Raw genomic sequence first — 18,776 nt, 5'->3', positions numbered from 1 at the left:
ATTTTGTGGGTGTATAATTATTGTGTTAAATTATATTATCTTGTATGTTGATCTCGATTAAAAACCGGCACACACAAGTAAGTATACATCTAAACTTTGGAAGGTTAAATATGCTGGAATCGATAGATATACATTGTCATATTATGCCTGGCGTAGACGACGGATCAAGAGATGTGGAAACTAGTCTCAAGATGCTTAAGATAGCCGAAAAGAATGGCATCACTCATATTATTCTAACACCACATCACAAACCGATGCATCACAATGTCAGCCCACAACATAATGAAGTATATAAAGATAAACTGCAACAGCAGGCAGATGAACTGGGAATCAAAGTAAAGCTTTACTCAGGAAACGAAATATACTATAGTGATGAGACGCAGACAGAGCTTGAACAGGGCAAGATATGTACCTTGGCAGGTTCTGATTATGTTTTGGTAGAGTTTCATCCTACCAATCCATATAAAGCTATACACAATGCTATATACCAGGTACAGGCTGCGGGCTTTATTCCTATAATTGCCCATGTGGAGCGCTATAGTGATATAGTATCTCACCCTGCTTATGTAGAAGAACTTGTGGATATGGGCTGCCTCATTCAGGTAAATGCCTCCAGTATTATGGGCAAGTATGGCTTTGGCATCAAACTATTTGTAAAAAAGCTTTTGAAAAACAGGCTGGTACACTTTGTGGCTACAGATGCTCATGACACCCAAAAAAGAGCTCCAGAGCTACTTGAGTGCCGCAATTATGTAGACAGGAAATATGGGGAATCATACGGTAAAAGAATCTTTTACGATAATCCTGTTGCAGTTTTGAAAAACGAAACACTGTGACGCTAGTCACCGGATAAGGGAGAAATGTGTGGATAGAAAAGACGACATCATAGAAATCAATCTGGGGGAACTTTTTTCTATATTGCTGGGAAGAGCTTTTCTGATCATCAGTGCAGGACTTTTTTTTGCACTTTCAGGTCTTTTTGTCAGCAAGTTTGTGGTACACCCTACTTATGAATCTACGACCAAGATCTATATCCTGAACAAAGAGGAGAATCAGACAGTCACATATTCTGACGTGCAGATTTCTACTCAGCTCACTCAGGATTATGCAGAGCTTATAAAGAGCAGATACGTTCTTGAGGAAGTTATTCAGAGACTTAACCTCATAGACATGGAGTATAAGCAGTTGGCATCAGTTCTTAGAGTTGATACACCATCTGATACGCGTATCGTTGCTATCACAGTCAAGGACGAGGATCCTCTTATGGCTATGAAGATAGCAAACTGCATCAGAGAAGTGTCCAGTGAACATATCACTAACGTTATGGATATCGATGCTATCAATATTGCAGAGACAGCTAATGTTCCTACTGAGAAGGCAAGTCCTAGTGTTACAAGATGGACTATCCTTTCAGGATTTGTTGGGGCTGTAGTCGTAGCATTTTTTGTAGTACTCGGATACCTTCTTGACGATACCATCAAGAGCAACGACGATGTTGAGAGATATCTGGGACTTAGTACACTTGCACTTGTTCCACTTTCCGTTGATGAGCAGGACAAGAAAAATAAAAAAGCCAAGAAAAAGTAGGATGGGGTAGCCTATGCAGACAGCTAAACTTCACTTTAGCCAATCAGAAAACAACTATCAGATAAAAGAAGCATACAAAACACTTAGAAGTAATATAGAGTTCAGTGGACAGAATGTCAGGGTTATCTCTGTCACAAGCTGTACACCTGGTGAAGGTAAGACAACAGTGGCGATGGCTCTTGCGAGGGCTTTTGCAGAAGCTGGTAAAAAAACTGTTCTCGTAGACGCAGATATGCGTAAATCAGTTCTTGTTGGTAGATACAGAACAGGATCAGTAAGACTTGGCCTTACACATTGCCTTGTAGGAAGAGAGAGACTTTCAAGTGTCATCTGCGAAACAGATACACCTAATCTCTATGTAATATTCAGTGGACCGGTTCCTCCTAACCCAAGTGAGCTTTTGGGAGGCAGGATCTTTAGCAAAGTCCTTGAGAATATGAAACAGGTATTTGATTACGTCATTATAGATACACCTCCTCTTGGAAGTGTTATTGATGCGGCCGTTGTATCCAAGCAGTGCGACGGAACAGTTATGGTAATAGAAAGTAATGCCATCAGCTACCGCTTTGCTCAGAGAGTTAAGGATCAGCTGGATAAGGCTGGAGCCAAGATGCTTGGCGTAGTTCTTAATAAGGTTGATATTTCAGGTAAGGGCTACTATGGCCATTATGGCAATTATTACGGCAAGTACTATGGAAAATATTATGGCAAGTACTACGGCAAATATGGGGATGACGCAGAGATGAGTTCCGGTTCAGGAAGACCAAAGACTCCAGAAGCTGACCTTCCTGATGATGACGATCTTGATGAGCTTAATTATCTTGCCGGAGTTACAAGAAAAGACTAAATATTTCATTGCATATATGTGGAGGAACTTGTGAAAGGTAATATTCTTGGGATATTTTTTACCATATTGAGCGGATGTCTCATTGCTCTTATTGTGATTGCTTACGGTAGGAGTGACAGAATGGCACCCGAATTTAGATTTTCATCAGTCAACCTGGTCTATGATTCAGAGACTGAGGAAAAAGACCTAATTGTAGGAATAAACGCTTATGATGCCAAGGATGGCGATCTGACAAACAGGATAGTTGTGGAAAAGGTGGTAATCAACAAAGATGCTGGAACTGCAGTTGTTTATTACGCAGTTGCTGATTACAGCGGAAATGTGACCAAGCAGTCACGAGTTTTCCCGGCTGACATAAGAGACCTTGAAAGCAACGGAGATCCTTTGGATGAACTTGAGGATAATGAATTTCCTAATATGATGTATAGTTCAGAAGATGCGGCTACAGAGGCAAGTAGCGAAAATGAGGAGACGGAAGACTAGGAGTTTTAGATGAAGAAAGCAGGCAGAATAATTCTCATTGTCTGGGCTGTGGTGATGACTATTACAACACTTGGACTTGCTGGCCTTGAAGTAATGAGGATACTTGGAAAATCAAATCTTGGATCTAAATCTGCTACGAGTACACCGATGATGGGCCAGACAGATGATGGCGCTATGCAGGGAACGGAGCAGCGCTGGGAAGCAGACTGGGTTAGATATAATGGATGTGTTTACGATTACAACGAGGACATTACTACTTTCCTTATCATGGGAATTGATAAGGATGATGAGATAGTATCAAAGGTTACAGACGGACAAAATGGTGGCCAGGCGGATGCTCTTTTCCTGCTGGTACTTAATCCTCATGATGAGACCATCAAGATCATCGGCATCAACAGAAACAGTATGGCTGACATAGATGTCTATGATGAATACGGCAGATATCAGACTACAGAAGTTGGACAGATCGCAATTCAGCATGCATACGGCGATGGACTTGAGCAGAGCTGTGAATATCAGGTCAAGGCTGTTTCGAATATGTTTTATCAGCTACCTATCCATGGATATGCAGCCATTAATATGAGTGCTATTCCTATCATAAATGATCAGGTGGGCGGCGTTGATGTTACAGTTCTTGAGGACCTTACCAAGTGGGACAAGTCCCTTAAGAAAGGCGCTGAGGTTCATCTTGAAGGTGACACAGCTTATTACTATGTTAAGGCTAGAGACATTAGCATTTATGCTTCAAATGATGGCAGGTTAGAGAGACAAAAGCAGTATCTAAATGGCTTTCTTGAATCAGCAAGAAAAACTGCAGAAAATAACAGTAATGCAGCTATAGAGCTCTTTTCCGCAATAGGCAGCATGATGACTACCAATATCTCAGCAGATGAGATCAGCTACCTTGCTCCTAGCATTACTACATACAGATTTGACGCTTCAGATCTGATCCTTCTGGATGGTGAGACCAAGAAAAGCGGCAAGTTTGAAGAATTTTATGTGGATCAGGATGATCTTTACGAGACAATTCTTGAAGTTTTTTATGAAAAAGTTGATGGTGTGAGCTAAACAAATGCGTAGAACAAGACGATATAAAGATATAGAGAGGCTGTCTTTTAAACGGTTTTTTGCTGTTTTATTAGTGGCAGCTATGCTGGTGGGATGTTCAAAAGAAGCAAAGACACCAGATCCGGAAAATGGCAATTTTGTAGACGTTCACGCGCTGCGTGAAAAGAATAGTGACATATTTGCCTGGATCTATGTGAAGGATACAGATATAAATTTACCACTATGTCAAAGTAGTGATGGCGATGATTACTTTTATGCCACACATAATGCAGACAAAGAACCAGCAACAAATGCATGTGCTTATATAGAAGCTGCCAATATGCAGGATATGTGTGACTTTAATGAAGTAGTACACGGAGTTGCGCCATCGGAGCTTGAGAAATTTCTTGATAAGGTATATTTTGATGACCATCAGTTCATTTTGGTATACATGGAAGGAAATGTTCTTGCTTATTATGTTATCGCGGCTTATACTACTGAGGGCACAAGACTGGTTGAAAAATATGACTTTTCGTATGCATACGGATGCCAGCAGTTCATTGATGATATGTACTCACAAAGGAGTATGACCAATATCATCAGGCCAGGTTGGGAGCAGGGACTTAGTCCAGAACATTTTTTACTTACAATGACAGCTCCAAGCCCAAGTGATCCTAGCAAACAGATACTTGTTGTGGGATGTCTTGTAGGTGATCCTGCAGGTCAGATCGACAGAGAAATTGACTGGAGCAATCCAGAAGATGAATAAATGAAGCGTTGTTTTTAAATGTATGGAGGCAAATAATATGAAAAAGATTCTTGCGTTGATGGTTGTAGGCGTCATGATGTTTTCATCAACATTGTGCGTATGCGCTGAAAATGCAGCAAGTACAGGGACTAGTACGGACAACAATGTAGGTGGTTCTATCAGTATTTCCAAGGAAGAATGGGAAAAAATGCAGAAGAACCAAGAAGAAAACAATAAGACAATTGCTGAACTCACCAAGCAGATCCAGTCTTTGACAAACGCTGTCAGAGCTGGTCAGAACAATAACAACAATAATAACAAGAGCTCATCAGGTGGTGGATCAGGAAAGAGCTCAGGCTCTTCAGCTAATGAATTCTATAAGAGAAATAATATTGTCGGTTATGGCAGCAATATTGTTGGCCAGGGCGGACATGTAGAGATAAATGGTGGTAAGAGTAACGTAACATTCGTTCTTACACCTGCTACAAATGGACAGCTTACTTCTGCAACTTCACTTGCAGCAAATGTAGGAGGTTCACTTCTTAATGTAGTAACTACAAGCTCACCAGGAGCATCATTTACATCAGCCAAAGTTAATTTCTATGTTAGTGGGGTAGTTGTTGGGGATAACATAGCAGTTTACCAGATTCAGAATAATCAGTGGGTACAGTTACCAACAGCAGAGATTCGTAAAGACCACGTAGTAGTTAACATGACTAAGCACGGCACGATTGCCTTTGTAAGGGTACCTGTTCTCGCATCAGTTACAGGTTGATAAAACCTTTTACAAAGAGGAAAAATGAGAATGTCTAAAGCAAATGCGATACCTGTTTCCGAGCTTAGAGCAGGAGCAGGTAGAAAGATAATTGAGCTTAACTATCAGGAAATATATGATCATAAGCCCAATATCTATAAGTGGATAAAGAGATTGTTTGACATTGCTGCTTCTAGTGTGGCATTGATTCTTTTGTCACCTGTATTTTTGGTGACTGCACTTGCCATATTCCTAGAGGATGGTGGTCCTGTGTTCTTTACCCAGCAGAGAGCTGGTAAAGATATGAAGAGCTTCAAGATCTATAAGTTCAGAAGCATGTACAAGAACGCAGAGTCAATGTTTGAACGCATGCAAGCTCAGAATGAGCAGACAGGCCATGCATTCAAGATCAAGAATGATCCACGAGTAACACATGTAGGAAGATTTATTAGAAGATTTTCTATAGATGAACTTCCACAGTTATTTAATATCATCAAAGGTGATATGAGCGTAGTTGGTCCTAGACCAATCCTTACTTCCCAGATGGAAGAATGTAATGCCTACGAAAAACAACGCACTATCGTTAAACCAGGTCTCACCTGCTATTGGCAGGTTTGTGGCAGAGCCAAGATCAAGTGGGACAGATGGGTTGAACTCGACCTTCAATACATCCAGGATATGAGCCTTTCTAAAGATATCGAGCTCATATTCAGAACCTTCCCGGCCATCTTCGGTCAGGACGGTGCATACTGATCATACTGTAAATAGTTATAAAGCCTCGCTCTATATGGAGCGGGGCTTTTTGTGTTTTAAAGCTTGCTTTTTGCAGTAGTTGCCTGTAATTTCGATATGATAAAAACAGGCGGATGATGGTGTTTTACCTGCAATATGTTGATTTGGGAGAATGCAGGTAAAGAAAATAGGTGGAGAATAGGCTGGATGAGAGGTTTTGTTACCTGCATTGTGGTAAAAGTGGCGGATGCAGGTAAAAGAAAGACGGAAAAAAGAGATTGATGTCAGGAAGCATTACCTGCAAATTATTGAAAAGACTGAATGCAGGTAAAAGAAAGACGGGAAAAAAGAGGTTGATGTCAGGAAGTGTTACCTGCAAATATCACATAAGAATAAAAGCAGGTAATGAATGCCAGATATAAGAGAAAGTATAGATAGAAAATAGTACCTGCAAATTATTCAAAAGTAATAATGCAGGTAATCAGCCAAGCATAATAGCAAGTTTATGAAGTATAGCAGGATAAAAAACACTTTCTTGCAATAGCGTAACAGAGTGTATATAATGAGGACATGTATTTTATAAAAAAGGAGTATGACCATGAGCTGGGAAGAAAATGTTAGGAAGGTTGTTCCATATACACCGGGAGAGCAGCCAAAGATTCAGAATATCATCAAGCTTAATACAAATGAAAATCCATATCCTCCAGCACCAGCAGTTGCTGAGGCAATTAAGATTATGGATGTGGATAGATTTAAGAAATATCCGGATCCTAGTTGCTCTGTGCTTGTGGATGCTATAGCGGATTTTTATAATGTATCATCTGATAGAGTCTTTGTTGGCGTGGGCTCTGATGATGTACTTGCTATGGCTTTTCTTACATTTTTCAATTCTGATAAGCCAGTTCTTTTCCCTGATATAACATATTCATTTTATGATGTGTGGGCAAACCTATATAGGATTCCGTTCAAGCAGATTCCGCTTAATGAAGATTTCACTATAACTAAAGAGGACTATTTTGGCGAGAATGGCGGCGTTGTTATTGCTAATCCTAACGCTCCTACAGGTGTTGAGCTTCCTCTTAAGGATATTGAGGAAATATTGCAAAAGAATCGTGACGTAGTAGTTATCGTTGATGAAGCATACATTGATTTCGGCGGAGAATCTGCACTTCCACTTATTGATAAGTATGATAATCTTCTGGTTGTCCAGACTTTTTCAAAATCAAGGTCAATGGCTGGAATGAGAATAGGCTATGCCTTTGGAAATGAGAAGCTTATAAAATATCTTTCTGACGTCAAGTATTCTTTCAACTCATACACTATGAACACGCCAACTCTTGAGCTTGGAGCACTTGCTATCTCAAACAGAGACTATTTTGATAAGACCAGGAATATGGTCATTGGCACCAGAGAAAGAGTCAAGAAAGAGTTAAAAGAGCTTGGATTTGAATTTGCTGATTCCAAGACCAACTTCATTTTTGCTAAACATCCAGACAAGTCTGGTAAGGAAATCTTTGCTAATTTGAGAAGCCGTGGTATAATAGTGCGTCGATTTGATTTACCTAGAATTGATGAGTATCTCAGAATCTCAATTGGTACAGATGAAGAGATGGATACTCTTATCAGAGCTTTGAAGGAGATTATTTGATGTTAAAAGATTATTTGATCGTATTTTTGGTTTCTATGGTGCCACTTGTTGAGCTTAGAGGAGCTATTCCATATGCTATTAGTATGGGACTTCCACTTCTTCCAAGCTATATTATCGCGATCATAGGAAACATGATCCCTATGCCTTTCATTTTCTTCTTTGCAAGAAAAGTTCTTGAGTGGGGCAAGGATAAGCCAGTGATCGGTAAGTTCTTTACATTCTGCCTTGAAAAGGGACACAAGGGCGGCGAGAAGCTTAAGGAGAAGGCTGGAAAAGGGCTTTACTGGGCACTTTTCTTATTCGTAGGTATCCCAGTTCCTGGTACAGGAGCATGGACAGGAACACTTGCAGCTTCTATCCTTGATATGGATTTCAAGAAGAGCGTTAGAGCGGTTGTTTGCGGAGTAGTACTTGCAGGCGTTATAATGGGACTTGGAACTAAAGTTATTTTGATCATAGGAAGTTTATTTTAATTTATGGAAGCATACACAGATTTTGCAGCTGTATATGATACATTCATGGATGAAACCCCATACGAAGTATGGGGTAATTTTGTTGTATCACTAATTGAGAAATATGGAGTGAGTAAGCCATCTGCATCTTCAGACCAAAAAGCTGAGGACTACGATACTTTAGAAGATTCAGAGGCAGCTCTTACAGAAGAGAGAAATCTCGTTGTTGAGCTTGGCTGTGGCACCGGCTCTTTTACCCAGGAAATGGCTAAAAGAGGCTATGACATGGTGGGAATCGACTTATCCTCCGATATGCTCAATATTGCGCGCAATAAGGCAGCTCAGAACGGCCTAAACATCATGTACCTTGAACAGGACATGAGAGAACTAGACCTTTATTGCACAGCTGGAACTATCGTAAGCGTATGTGATAGCGTCAATTACCTTCTTGAAGATGATGACGTCATCGAGACCTTTAAGCTTGTTAATAATTTCCTGTTTCCTAAGGGAGTGTTTATTTTTGATTTCAATACGCTCCACAAGTACCGCGATGTGATCGGCGATACTACGATTGCTGAGAGTCGTGACAATTGCAGTTTCATCTGGGAAAATTATTACCACGAAGAAGAGCATATCAATGAATACGATCTTACGATCTTTGCCATGTGTGATGAGGAAAAAGAGCTCTTTAGACGTTCAGTTGAGACTCACTATCAGAGGGGATATACCCTTGATGAGATGAAGAACTTCGTAGATAAGGCTGGCCTTGAGTTTATCACTGCAATCGATGCAGATACCCACGAAGAGCCTACCGAGGATAGCGAGAGAATCTATATTGTGGCAAGAGAAAACGGAAAGTAAGGAACTGACTAGATGGGATACAAGATTGCAATCTGTGATGACTCAGATATAGATAGAAAGTATGTAAATGACATGGTCTGTCATTGGGCCAAGGATAATGGCTACATGATCCATGTTGATGAGTTCCCATCTGCGGAGAGTTTTTTATTCAAATATGAAGATGAGAATGACTATGACATCATCTTGTTAGATATAGAAATGGATGGTATGGATGGTGTGACACTTGCCAAGAGGCTTAGGAAAGTCAATGAAAACATCCAGATAGTTTTTATTACCGGATATTCTGATTATATAGCGGAAGGGTATGAAGTAGCAGCTCTTCACTATCTTATGAAGCCTGTAAAAGAGGGTAAATTGTTATCTGTCTTAGATAGAGCATCAGACAAACTTCAGAAAAATGAAAAAGTATTAAATTTTGACGTGAATGGTGAAATGGTACGTGTACCAATATATCAGATCCGATATGTTGAAGTTTATGGAAATTACGTTACTATCCATGCTCAGCAAGAGTTGACAGTCAAGATGACACTTGGTGAAGTTGAAAAGCAGCTTGATGATAGATTTTATCGAGTTGGACGTTCGTCAATCGTCAATCTGACTCAGATCAGTCGTGTGACCAAAAGTGATATCAAGTTAAGTGATGGAACATTGATTCATCTACCCAGAGGCTCATATGATGGAGTTAATCGTGCTATAATCAACATGGGGTAAGAGAATGGGATTCTTTTCAAAGAAAATTGATAAACAGATTGCTACCTATCAACATGAACTGATTGAGACACACTACAGAGAAGTTGATAATATGTATCGCCAAATACGTGGCTGGAGGCATGACTATCGCAACCATATCCAGACAATGAAAGCATATGCAGCGACTGGAGACTGGGAAGCAATCAGCAAATACTTGGATCTTCTTGACGAAGACCTTACTACTGTTGATACAGTTATCAAGACTGGTAATGCCATGACAGATGCAATCCTTAATTCTAAGATATCTTTAGCAAAATCAAAGGGGATAAAGGTAGTTGCTGATGCGCATATACCTGTTAAGCTTAAAATGTCTGAGATAGATCTTTGCTGTATCATAGGAAATCTTTTTGATAATGCAATAGAGGCGAGTGTGAAGCTACCTGAAGAAAACAGACTTATTCGTGTCTATATGGATATGAAGAATACTCAATTGTACATTTCTTTTACGAATTTCACTGCGGAAAAGAAACTTACTAAAAAAGGTAATTTATTTAGTACTACCAAGGGTGAAGGCCACGGATTTGGACTTGTTCGTATTGACACCATTGTGGAACGCCTTGAAGGCTATATAAGTAGAAATAGTGAAGATGGTGCTTTTACTACGGAAATACTTTTGCCACAGGTATAAAGCAATTCATCACCTGAGAATAGCAATTCGTCCCCAGAGAAATCCGGGGACTTTTTTTGTGGCATGATATGTAGGAGAGGAGACAAACAGCTATGAATAATAAAGAAAAACCTAAATATAATACTCTCCAAAATGTTTGGTGGATGTTACAGGTAGCTTGGAAAGCTGGTAAAAGAGCTATTTTCTTTTGCATTATTTCTGCAGCATTGGAAGTGGCTTATAATCTGGCACAGTTGTATATTGCACCAAGAGTTCTTTTACGCATCGAACAGAGAGCTTCAATTGGAACATTATTGTCCACAATTGGACTGTTTACAGTAGCTATTTTTATACTTCGTGGACTGATGCATTATTTCACTCAGAATTCGCTATTTCCAAGAGTAGACGTTCGATCAGCTATAATTAGCAAGGTCACGTTCAAGAGTAATATGACTTCGTATTCAAATACTCTTAAAGAAGATTTTCAAAAGCTTAGAGATAAGGCATATCAAGCTACAAATGATAATGAACAGGCAACAGAAGAAATCTGGCAGACCTTGACTGAGCTTCTTACCAATATTGGCGGACTCATAATATATCTGTCTATTTTATCTAAAATTGATCCTGTGATCTTGCTTGTGATAATTGTTACATGTCTTGCAGGCTTTGTGGTATCCAGATATACAAACAACTGGCGCTATGAACATAGAGATGAAGAAGAAAAGTATTATCTGAAGAAGTCATATATCAGAAGAAAAGCAGAGTCTGTAGAGCTTGCAAAAGACATTCGAATATTTGGACTTCAGAACTGGCTTAATGACTTACTTGATAAAGTTCATGACGCTTATCTTGCATATGCTTTCCGATGCGAAAAAGCTGAAGTATTTGCGGAAGTTGTGGAAGCAGTTCTTACTTTGGCACGAAATGGAATTGCCTATTTTTATCTTATCAAGATGACTTTGAATGAGGGACTTAGCGTCTCAGAGTTTGTTTTATATTTTGCGGCAGTTACAACCTTTACCACATGGGTAATGGGAGTACTAAAGGATCTTAGTAAGCTGCATAAACATGGTATGGATATATCACGACTACGTGAATATCTGGACTATCCAGAACCATTCAAATTTGAAGATGGTGAAAAGATTCCTGAATATGAAGAATTTGAACTTCAGTTATCAGGTGTTTCTTTTAGATATCCAGGAGCAAGTGAAGATACCATACATGACGTTAGCCTTACAATCAGGCCGGGTGAAAAGCTGGCAATCGTCGGACTTAATGGTGCCGGAAAAACTACATTAGTCAAATTATTGTGTGGACTGCTTGATCCTACAGAGGGATGTGTACTTCTAAATGGAAGAGATATACGAGACTTCAATCGAAGAGAGTACTACAGGCTATTTAGCGCTGTGTTTCAGGAGTTCTCTATAGTTGATGTAACAGTAGCTGAAGAGATTGCCCAAACTAAAGAGAATATTGATTATGAGAAGATAAAAAAATGCATTGATCTTGCAGGACTAACTTCTAACATAGAAAAACTCCCAAAGGGGCTAGAAACACATATTGGAAGAGAAGTTTATTTGGATGGCGTTCTTTTTTCTGGGGGAGAAACTCAGCGTTTGATGCTTGCCAGAGCTCTTTACAAGGATGGACCAATATTACTGCTTGATGAGCCTACAGCTGCACTTGATCCAATAGCAGAGAATGATATGTACATGAAATATGGTGAAATGTCAGAAGGAAAGACATCACTATTTATTTCTCACAGGCTTGCTTCAACAAGATTTTGTGACCGTATCATCTTCGTGGCAGATGGAGGAATCAAAGAAGAGGGTACTCATGAGAGCCTTATGAACCTTGGCGGTGAATATGCCCAGCTCTTTGAAGTACAAAGCCGTTATTATCAAGAAGGAAAGGAGTTCTGATATGAAGAAAAAAATAGATTTTAGACATGCCATAGCAATGAATCTTCGCGGTGTCAGAGAACTCCATAGAGTGCAAAAGAGCTATTTCCCTCTTCTGACAGTAAAGTGCATTTTTGAAGCAGTATCGCCGTATATAACAGTTTTTTTCTCAGCTCAGGTATTAAAGGAATTAGCTGGGCTAAGAAGAGAAGAAGTGTTATGGAATTGGGTAATCGCTGGAACTATCTGCATTTGCGTATTAGCAATCATTAATGCTTTTTTGAAACAACGACATGAAACGTTATTAAATGACTTATGGGGAAGAAAAGAAATTCTTTTTATTCACAAGATGTTTTCTTTGGATTTCTCTGAACTTGATAAACAGGAAAATCATGATCTGAGGGCGCAGATCAAACAAAATGAGAACTGGGCAAGTTGGGGACTTATGAGATCCCAAAGAGCTTATGAACGTTTTGTTACGGGAATGATAGGTATGATAAGTGGAATCACGCTCACTGTAACACTTTTTACTTCTCCTGTTCCAAAGACAGCTGGACGGCTGGTAATTTTGAATAATCCTATATTTATATTGATTTTTGCTGCTGTTATGGTGGGAATTAGTGTCTTTTCGGGAAAGCTTTCTGGTATAGCACAAAAGTCTTGGAGTAATTATGCTGATTTTGCAACTCTTGGGAATCGCTTATTTTGGCACTTTGGATTCATAGGCCTTGATAAAAAGCGCAGTGTAGATATACGAATGAATGATCAGCAAGGCTTGGTGGCAGCCTATTGGGATGGAAATTCTGTTTTCGGAGTGGATGGACCTTTGGGAAAAATGTTTATGGGAAAAATGGGCATCTATTCTAGCATGGGAGTATGTATGACAGTGCTTATCACTGGTTTTGTCTATGTATTTACATGTTTAAAAGCTTGGGCTGGAGCATTTGATGTAGGTAGTGTAACTCAGTATGTTGGAGCGGCTACTGCAATGATAGCTAACATCTTTGCTTTCACAGAACTTATCTCTCTTATGGAGACGAACACAAGCTATTTGGATAAAACATTTGAATTTCTCGATATTCCAAATGCCATGTATCAGGGCTCTCTTACTACAGAAAAGCGTAGTGATAGGAATTATGAGATTGAGTTTAAAGATGTGTCATTCAAATATCCAGGATCAGATGTTTGGTCTCTAAGACACGTAAATATGAAGTTTAAGGTTGGACAGAGACTTGCAATCGTTGGAGAGAATGGAAGTGGAAAGACTACATTTATAAAGCTATTGTGCCGTTTGTATGATCCTCAAGAAGGGCAGATACTTTTAAATGGTATAGATATAAGGAAATACAAATATGATGACTACATGGATATTTTCTCGATTGTATTTCAGGACTTTCAGCTTCTTTGCCAGCCTATAGGAGCGAATGTGGCTGGTAACGCGGATTATGATAGAGATAGAGCGTATAAAGCTTTAGTAGATGCTGGATTTGGTGAGAGGCTTGAGAGTCTGGAAAAGGGACTAGATACCATGATATATAAGGATCTTTCTGATGATGGAATTGATGTTTCTGGTGGAGAAGCCCAAAAGATTGCAATAGCAAGAGCATTATATAAAGACGCTCCATTCATCATCCTTGATGAACCAACTGCTGCTCTTGATCCTATAGCAGAAGCTGAGATTTACAGTAAGTTTGATGATATCTCTGGTGATAAAACAGCAATCTATATTTCTCATAGATTGTCATCATGTAAGTTCTGCGACGAGATAGCAGTATTTGGTGAAGGACAGGTTATTCAAAAGGGAACACACGAGAAACTCCTTGAAGATCATGCTGGAAAGTACTACGAACTCTGGAATGCTCAGGCACAGTATTATGTAGAGGAAGTGTAAGTGTTGTCAGCCTAAGTTACGCAATTTACTATTTTCGGCTAAATAAAAAACTATCGAAAAAATCAAAATGAAAAAATAGATTAGCCGAAGGCCTGCAAATTTAAATAGGTAGGCTAAAGAAAAGAGTGAATTGTATAAAATAAAATCTTGTATATTTGAAAAAAATATAGCCGAAAGCTTGTGTGATTAGAGCTTTCGGCTAAAATTTACTTCATTTGAATGTTACGTGCTAGACTATTAACTAATCTTATATTTCAATCTCTCCATCAAATACTGTAGTTGCTGGACCTTCCATGATCACTGATGATGAAGGATTCTTGTCCCAACTGCACTTGATGTCGCCGCCAAGGACGTGGATAGTGACGGATGTATCTGTGTGACCATTCAAGATGCAGGCAACAGCTGTTGCGCAGCAACCAGTACCGCAGGCAAGGGTCTCACCAGTTCCGCGTTCCCATACTCTCATGTGTACGTTGCTTCTGTCATCTATTGTTACAAACTCAGTATTTACTCGTCTTGGGAAATACTCGTGATTTTCAAACTGTGGTCCGATCTTTTCAATATCAAAGGTGGCAAGGTCCATTCCTTCAGGAAGGAATACAACTGCATGAGGATTGCCCATGGATACACAGGTCATATGCCACTGTCTTCCATCAACTGTAATTGGAACATCTACTGCAAGGTGACCATATTTGCCACTAAGCTCTGCAAATTTATCAGAAGAAGTAAGCTTATCTTCTGGAACACTTACAGGAACAGTCTCGGCATCAAGGATAGGAGCCCCCATATCAACCTTAACGCTTTCTACCTTGTTGTTAGCTCCAACAGTCAGATCAATGTATTTTTTCTTACCGGCGCTCACAATAGTAAGCTTTTTCTTGTCAGTAAGGCCTTTGTCGTATACATACTTGGCAACGCATCTGATACCATTTCCACACATCTCAGATCTGGAACCGTCAGCGTTATACATTTCCATTTCAAAATCTATGTCATCATCTTCAACAGGATTTATGAAGATAAGTCCATCTGAACCAATTCCAAAATGCCTGTCAGACACGCGTTTTGCAAGCTCAGATTTCTTTTCCTGAGAAATCTTCTCACTTCCTCCATCAACATAAACATAGTCATTTCCACAGCCCTGCATCTTAGTAAACTTCATACGCATTCTCCTCTATATAATGATAAGTTGTATATTCATACAAAACCATTTCGTTTACATAAGTCAAACACACTTATTAACAAGTATATTGCTATACTATCTGTTCCAGAATAAAAATACAAGAAATTTGTATACAATGATACAAAAATGGTTTATTATATGTTCTAGTTTATTATAGACATGCAATTAGATATTGCAAAATCGTTTTTCATTGCATTTTTATCGTATAAAATGCTGTATTAGATTATTCCAAAGAATCACTTATAGGAGGCCAATATATGTTTAGACCAAATGAGGATTATTTAAAGTTACCAGGAAGTTATTTGTTTAGCACTATAGCTAAGAAAGTTAATGCTTATCAAGAGGCTAATCCAGATAAAAAGATCATTCGCCTCGGAATTGGTGATGTTACTCAGCCACTGTGCCCAGCTGTTATCGAAGCACTTCATAAAGCCGTAGATGAGCAGGCAAGTGAGAGTACATTCAGAGGCTACGCCCCAGACCTTGGCTATGAGTTCCTTAGACACGCCATGGCAGAGAATGACTTTAGAGCAAGAGGCTGCGACATCGCTGATGATGAGATATTTATCTCAGATGGAGCTAAGAGTGACTCGGCCAACATTCAGGAGATCTTTGCAAAAGACTCTAAGATAGCAGTTTGCGATCCAGTTTATCCAGTATACGTAGATTCAAACGTTATGGCTGGTAGATGTGGAGATTATGATAAAGAAAGTGGAATCTGGAGTAACGTTATCTACATGCCATGTACAGCAGAAAATAACTTTGCACCTGAACTTCCAAAGGAAACACCAGATCTTATCTATCTGTGCTTCCCAAATAACCCAACAGGTGAAGCTATCACAAAGGATCAGCTTCAGGTATGGGTTGACTATGCTAATAAGGTTGGAGCAGTTATCATATTTGATGCGGCGTATGAAGCTTATATTTCTCAGGATAATATCCCTCATTCAATATTTGAGTGCGAAGGAGCTAGAACCTGCGCTATAGAGCTTAGGTCTTTTTCTAAGAATGCTGGATTTACTGGCCTTCGTCTCGGCGCTACTATCATTCCTCATGATCTTAAGGTTAAGTTTAATGGTGAGGAAGTGGAGATGCACAGACTCTGGGCTAGAAGACATGGAACTAAGTATAACGGAGCTCCATATGTAGTACAGAGAGCGGGAGAGGCTTGCTACTCAGTTGAAGGTAAGGCTCAGATAAAAGATATGGTTAGTAAGTACATGAAGAATGCTACTTATATCTACAACGGTCTTAAAGATGCAGGCTACGAAGTATACGGCGGCAAGAATTCACCATATGTATGGCTTCATACACCAAACAACATGACAAGCTGGGAGTTCTTTGATCACCTTCTTGAAAATGCAAATGTTGTAGGTACTCCAGGATCAGGCTTTGGACCAAGCGGAGAGCATTACTTCAGACTTACAGCTTTCGGAAGCTATGATAACAGCGTAGAAGCTTTAGAGAGAATAAAGAGACTATGATTTTTTTAGTTAAAAATGGAGGCTCAGTTAATACTGAGCCTCCAACTAGTTTGCGGTTTCTCCCCAAAATGTGGATAGTAACAGTTTATTTGCCTACATAGTAGAACTCATCTGGTGGAAGGCTTCCGCCAACTGACTTAGAATCCTGCTCATATAAAACTTTAAGGTATCCTTCAAGGGTTTTCCTTAGCTCTTTTCCGTGGATACAGCAGACATTACAGTTGCCGATTGCGACAAGGGCTATAGGTTCCTTGGCTATGATGCCTTGCTGAACTACAAGGGCAGCAGTTCCTTCCAAATCTTCAGATACTTTCTTGGTGCTTGCTTCGTGGTCTTTGATAAAGGCGTTTACTAATTCTTTGTGGTTTTCTAAGAAGTCTTTTCTGACAACGGTTACTCCTGTGACCATGCGGCAATCAGTGTTTACCTTGTTCCATTCATCATCTAGAGAAAAAGCTATCTTAAGCTCTTGGTTTTGAGTAAGAGCAGCAGTAACGAATGGCTGAGGAAGTATTGCGACCCCACTTGGATCTTCTGCTAGAAAAGCTGCAACTTCTGTGGCTTCTGATTTAAATTCAAGAGAGCAGTCAGTTACGCCGTTTTGAGCGAGTAGATATCTTATGGTGTATTCAGGAGTTGAGCCCTGACCTGTTGTGTAGACTGTTTTGCCTGACAGATCAGAAATGGAATGTATTGAATCATCGCCGGATACGCAGTAGAGAACACCAAGAGTGTTGATATCTATAACAGCTACGCCACCTTCAACTTTGTTATTCATGACTGCAGCTACGTTTGCAGGTACAAGGCCTATGTCTATATCACCGGCTGCCATAGCTACCATGATGTCTGAGCCTTGAGTGTAAATAGTAAATTCATAGGAGTGCTCACATTCTTCTCTAGAAGCCTCATCCATGAGATTTACAAGACCAATTGTTGTGGGACCTTTTAGTGATGCTACCCGGATTGTGGTATTGTCAGATGTAGCCGAAGAGTTCTTTTGACAACCTATCAAAAGAAGCAAAGATAAGAGTAACAAGATACATTTCAAGCCTAAAGAGCTAGTCTTTTTCATATTTATTCCCCCCTGGTGATATAGATTTTGATATTGCTTTTAAGTACGATATTTCATCACCACTTACTATTTTATGCGGTTTACATATCTTTGCAAATATATTAAAATGTTCTTTATTATTAAATTTATTTGAGAAACAGAGGTAGTAATTATGGCATTATTAAAAAAGTGGCGTGATATGGCATATTCTGAGACTGCAGATAAGGGAAGTCTTCAGAAATTATGGACAGAATATTTCCAGAAAGAGCGTGATATCTACGCAGTTCTTTTAAAGAATCCTGATGAAGTTGTAAAGGGAACAGTTAAGGAGCTCGCTGACAAGTACGGCGTTGATCTTATGACTATGGTTGGTTTCCTTGATGGAATCAACGACAGCTTGAAAGAGCAGAACCCTATTGATGATATGGAAGAGGATACAGAGGTTAACCTTGGCTTTGACAAGGAGCTTCTTTACAAGAATATGGTAAATGCTGGTGCTGACTGGCTTTACAACCTTCCTGAATGGGAAGCAATCTTTGATGAGGACAAGAGAAAAGCCCTTTACAAAGAGGAGAAGGCTTCTCACACAATCAGAAAAGAGGAGAAGGTTTATCCTAACGATCCATGTCCATGCGGAAGTGGCAAGAAGTACAAGAAGTGCCACGGCAAAAATAAGTGATAATTTTGAGCCATTAAACATAGCTCTTAATTAAAATATTATATTAGAAAGAGGCTGCTCCCGGTTGGGGTAGC

At 39.5% G+C, this 18,776-nt stretch carries 19 protein-coding genes; 17 read left to right on the top strand and 2 right to left on the bottom strand.

Annotation, left to right across the window (positions count from 1 at the left end; translation table 11 throughout):
- The first annotated feature begins 110 nt into the window (after nt 1–110).
- From bhn_RS11400 to bhn_RS11330, 15 genes are all read left to right on the top strand, one after another.
- Nucleotides 111–836: a CpsB/CapC family capsule biosynthesis tyrosine phosphatase gene (locus bhn_RS11400; protein ID WP_071176814.1), complete on the top strand. Its 726-nt coding sequence runs from the start codon at nt 111–113 to the stop codon at nt 834–836.
- A 28-nt stretch (nt 837–864) separates the two neighbouring features.
- Nucleotides 865–1,587, top strand: a complete 723-nt coding sequence (locus bhn_RS11395; protein ID WP_071176813.1) for a YveK family protein — start codon at nt 865–867, stop codon at nt 1,585–1,587.
- A 13-nt stretch (nt 1,588–1,600) separates the two neighbouring features.
- Nucleotides 1,601–2,434 (top strand): polysaccharide biosynthesis tyrosine autokinase, encoded by an 834-nt coding sequence (locus tag bhn_RS11390; RefSeq protein WP_071176812.1) that lies wholly within the window; start codon nt 1,601–1,603, stop codon nt 2,432–2,434.
- A gap of 30 nt (nt 2,435–2,464) precedes the next feature.
- Nucleotides 2,465–2,917: a DUF5011/hyalin repeat domain-containing protein gene (locus bhn_RS11385; RefSeq protein ID WP_071176811.1), complete on the top strand. Its 453-nt coding sequence runs from the start codon at nt 2,465–2,467 to the stop codon at nt 2,915–2,917.
- Nucleotides 2,918–2,926: 9 nt separating this feature from the next.
- The gene (locus bhn_RS11380) at nt 2,927–3,985 is read left to right on the top strand and encodes an LCP family protein (RefSeq protein ID WP_071176810.1); all 1,059 of its coding nucleotides are present in this window, start codon (nt 2,927–2,929) and stop codon (nt 3,983–3,985) included.
- 4 nt (nt 3,986–3,989) lie between these two features.
- Entirely contained in the window at nt 3,990–4,733 is a 744-nt protein-coding gene (locus bhn_RS11375) for a class B sortase (RefSeq protein ID WP_143147360.1), read from the top strand.
- Between the two features lie 37 nt (nt 4,734–4,770).
- Nucleotides 4,771–5,487 carry a hypothetical protein gene (locus bhn_RS11370; protein ID WP_071176808.1) on the top strand — a complete coding sequence of 239 codons (717 nt, stop codon included), beginning with the start codon at nt 4,771–4,773 and terminating at the stop codon, nt 5,485–5,487.
- 30 nt (nt 5,488–5,517) lie between these two features.
- The gene (locus bhn_RS11365) at nt 5,518–6,219 is read left to right on the top strand and encodes a sugar transferase (protein WP_083385950.1); all 702 of its coding nucleotides are present in this window, start codon (nt 5,518–5,520) and stop codon (nt 6,217–6,219) included.
- Between the two features lie 577 nt (nt 6,220–6,796).
- Complete coding sequence (hisC, locus tag bhn_RS11360) at nt 6,797–7,846, top strand: histidinol-phosphate transaminase (protein WP_071176806.1); 1,050 nt, start codon at nt 6,797–6,799, stop codon at nt 7,844–7,846.
- Entirely contained in the window at nt 7,846–8,319 is a 474-nt protein-coding gene (locus tag bhn_RS11355; RefSeq protein ID WP_071176805.1) for a COG2426 family protein, read from the top strand. The genes hisC and bhn_RS11355 overlap by 1 nt, the downstream gene beginning before the upstream one ends.
- A gap of 3 nt (nt 8,320–8,322) precedes the next feature.
- Nucleotides 8,323–9,159: a class I SAM-dependent DNA methyltransferase gene (locus tag bhn_RS11350; RefSeq protein ID WP_071176804.1), complete on the top strand. Its 837-nt coding sequence runs from the start codon at nt 8,323–8,325 to the stop codon at nt 9,157–9,159.
- 12 nt (nt 9,160–9,171) lie between these two features.
- Nucleotides 9,172–9,870 carry a LytR/AlgR family response regulator transcription factor gene (locus bhn_RS11345; protein WP_071176803.1) on the top strand — a complete coding sequence of 233 codons (699 nt, stop codon included), beginning with the start codon at nt 9,172–9,174 and terminating at the stop codon, nt 9,868–9,870.
- A 4-nt stretch (nt 9,871–9,874) separates the two neighbouring features.
- Nucleotides 9,875–10,537: a sensor histidine kinase gene (locus tag bhn_RS11340; RefSeq protein WP_071176802.1), complete on the top strand. Its 663-nt coding sequence runs from the start codon at nt 9,875–9,877 to the stop codon at nt 10,535–10,537.
- A gap of 92 nt (nt 10,538–10,629) precedes the next feature.
- Nucleotides 10,630–12,438 (top strand): ABC transporter ATP-binding protein, encoded by a 1,809-nt coding sequence (locus tag bhn_RS11335; protein WP_071176801.1) that lies wholly within the window; start codon nt 10,630–10,632, stop codon nt 12,436–12,438.
- Between the two features lies 1 nt (nt 12,439).
- Nucleotides 12,440–14,308, top strand: a complete 1,869-nt coding sequence (locus bhn_RS11330) for an ABC transporter ATP-binding protein (RefSeq protein ID WP_236845912.1) — start codon at nt 12,440–12,442, stop codon at nt 14,306–14,308.
- Nucleotides 14,309–14,555: 247 nt separating this feature from the next.
- Here bhn_RS11330 and dapF read toward each other — a convergent pair whose 3' ends face one another.
- Nucleotides 14,556–15,467: a diaminopimelate epimerase gene (gene dapF, locus bhn_RS11325; protein ID WP_071176799.1), complete on the bottom strand. Its 912-nt coding sequence runs from the start codon at nt 15,465–15,467 to the stop codon at nt 14,556–14,558.
- A 278-nt stretch (nt 15,468–15,745) separates the two neighbouring features.
- Between dapF and bhn_RS11320 the strand changes: the two genes are divergently transcribed.
- Nucleotides 15,746–16,972, top strand: a complete 1,227-nt coding sequence (locus bhn_RS11320; RefSeq protein WP_071176798.1) for an LL-diaminopimelate aminotransferase — start codon at nt 15,746–15,748, stop codon at nt 16,970–16,972.
- 85 nt (nt 16,973–17,057) lie between these two features.
- Here bhn_RS11320 and bhn_RS11315 read toward each other — a convergent pair whose 3' ends face one another.
- Nucleotides 17,058–18,044, bottom strand: coding sequence for an ABC transporter substrate-binding protein (locus bhn_RS11315; protein WP_083385948.1), 987 nt, complete (start codon nt 18,042–18,044; stop codon nt 17,058–17,060).
- A 151-nt stretch (nt 18,045–18,195) separates the two neighbouring features.
- On the opposite strand from bhn_RS11315, the gene bhn_RS11310 reads away from it, so the two are divergent.
- Nucleotides 18,196–18,702 carry an SEC-C metal-binding domain-containing protein gene (locus bhn_RS11310; protein WP_071176796.1) on the top strand — a complete coding sequence of 169 codons (507 nt, stop codon included), beginning with the start codon at nt 18,196–18,198 and terminating at the stop codon, nt 18,700–18,702.
- The last annotated feature ends 74 nt before the right edge of the window (nt 18,703–18,776 follow it).

This window comes from Butyrivibrio hungatei (assembly GCF_001858005.1).
In the GTDB taxonomy this organism is placed as follows: domain Bacteria; phylum Bacillota; class Clostridia; order Lachnospirales; family Lachnospiraceae; genus Butyrivibrio; species Butyrivibrio hungatei.
This window is presented reverse-complemented; position numbering and strand designations above follow the sequence as displayed.

Excerpts from the sequence above, each read along its gene's own strand:
- bhn_RS11340 (WP_071176802.1), top strand. The coding sequence starts at position 9,875 with ATGGGATTCTTTTCAAAGAAAATTGATAAACAGATTGCTACCTATCAA.
- bhn_RS11330 (WP_236845912.1), top strand. The coding sequence starts at position 12,440 with ATGAAGAAAAAAATAGATTTTAGACATGCCATAGCAATGAATCTTCGC.
- bhn_RS11310 (WP_071176796.1), top strand. The coding sequence starts at position 18,196 with ATGGCATTATTAAAAAAGTGGCGTGATATGGCATATTCTGAGACTGCA.
- bhn_RS11375 (WP_143147360.1), top strand. The coding sequence starts at position 3,990 with ATGCGTAGAACAAGACGATATAAAGATATAGAGAGGCTGTCTTTTAAA.
- bhn_RS11345 (WP_071176803.1), top strand. The coding sequence starts at position 9,172 with ATGGGATACAAGATTGCAATCTGTGATGACTCAGATATAGATAGAAAG.
- bhn_RS11320 (WP_071176798.1), top strand. The coding sequence starts at position 15,746 with ATGTTTAGACCAAATGAGGATTATTTAAAGTTACCAGGAAGTTATTTG.
- bhn_RS11365 (WP_083385950.1), top strand. The coding sequence starts at position 5,518 with ATGTCTAAAGCAAATGCGATACCTGTTTCCGAGCTTAGAGCAGGAGCA.
- bhn_RS11380 (WP_071176810.1), top strand. The coding sequence starts at position 2,927 with ATGAAGAAAGCAGGCAGAATAATTCTCATTGTCTGGGCTGTGGTGATG.
- bhn_RS11315 (WP_083385948.1), bottom strand. The coding sequence starts at position 18,044 with ATGAAAAAGACTAGCTCTTTAGGCTTGAAATGTATCTTGTTACTCTTA.
- bhn_RS11370 (WP_071176808.1), top strand. The coding sequence starts at position 4,771 with ATGAAAAAGATTCTTGCGTTGATGGTTGTAGGCGTCATGATGTTTTCA.
- bhn_RS11390 (WP_071176812.1), top strand. The coding sequence starts at position 1,601 with ATGCAGACAGCTAAACTTCACTTTAGCCAATCAGAAAACAACTATCAG.
- bhn_RS11355 (WP_071176805.1), top strand. The coding sequence starts at position 7,846 with ATGTTAAAAGATTATTTGATCGTATTTTTGGTTTCTATGGTGCCACTT.
- hisC (WP_071176806.1), top strand. The coding sequence starts at position 6,797 with ATGAGCTGGGAAGAAAATGTTAGGAAGGTTGTTCCATATACACCGGGA.
- bhn_RS11400 (WP_071176814.1), top strand. The coding sequence starts at position 111 with ATGCTGGAATCGATAGATATACATTGTCATATTATGCCTGGCGTAGAC.
- bhn_RS11335 (WP_071176801.1), top strand. The coding sequence starts at position 10,630 with ATGAATAATAAAGAAAAACCTAAATATAATACTCTCCAAAATGTTTGG.
- bhn_RS11350 (WP_071176804.1), top strand. The coding sequence starts at position 8,323 with ATGGAAGCATACACAGATTTTGCAGCTGTATATGATACATTCATGGAT.
- dapF (WP_071176799.1), bottom strand. The coding sequence starts at position 15,467 with ATGAAGTTTACTAAGATGCAGGGCTGTGGAAATGACTATGTTTATGTT.